The sequence below is a fragment of the Xanthomonas maliensis genome (assembly GCF_009192945.1).
Classification (GTDB): Bacteria; Pseudomonadota; Gammaproteobacteria; order Xanthomonadales; family Xanthomonadaceae; genus Xanthomonas; species Xanthomonas maliensis.
Map to the genome: position 1 here is coordinate 1 of NZ_NSET01000137.1, position 712 is coordinate 712.

The 712-nt window shown below is 65.9% G+C and carries 1 protein-coding gene; it reads right to left on the minus strand.

The window, feature by feature from the left end; all coding sequences use genetic code 11:
• Positions 1-39 precede the first annotated feature (39 nt).
• On the minus strand, positions 40-712 hold a 673-nt coding region (locus CKY51_RS22280; RefSeq protein ID WP_152250075.1), incomplete at its 5' end, for an aspartate-semialdehyde dehydrogenase.

Genomic DNA, 712 nt, shown 5'->3' on the forward strand with positions numbered 1-712 from the left:
CGCCCTCGCGGGCGCTGCGCGCTTGAAACCAGCTGCCACTCACCCTTCCTGGGCGACCAGTTCGGCCAGCTGCACGGCATTGAGTGCCGCGCCCTTGCGAATGTTGTCGGCGACGATCCACAGATTCAGTCCGCGCGGATGCGAGAGATCCTCGCGGATGCGGCCAACGAACACCGGGTCCTTGCCGGACGCATGCGTCACCGGGGTCGGATAGCCGCCGGGCTTGCGCTCGTCGACTACTTCCACGCCAGGCGAGGCCGCCAGCAGCGCACGCGCCGCCTCGACGGTGATCTTCTCGCGCGTTTCGATCGCCACCGCTTCCGAATGCCCGTAAAACACCGGCACGCGCACGGCGGTCGGATTGACCTGGATGCTGTCGTCGCCAAGGATCTTGCGGGTTTCCCACACCAGCTTCATCTCTTCCTTGGTGTAGCCGTTGTCCTGGAAGTCGTCGATGTGCGGGATCAGGTTGAAGGCGATCTGCACCGGGAAGCGTTGCGGGTCGATGTCCTGAAAGCTCAGCAGCTCGCCTGTCTGCTTGCCCAGTTCCTCCATCGCCGAGCGACCGCCGCCGGAGACCGACTGGTAGGTGGCGACGTTGATGCGCTCGATGCCATAGCGGCGGTGCAAGGGCGCCAGCGCGACCAGCATCTGCATGGTCGAGCAATTGGGATTGGCGACGATGCCGCGCGGACGCTGCGCCAGCGCGGCG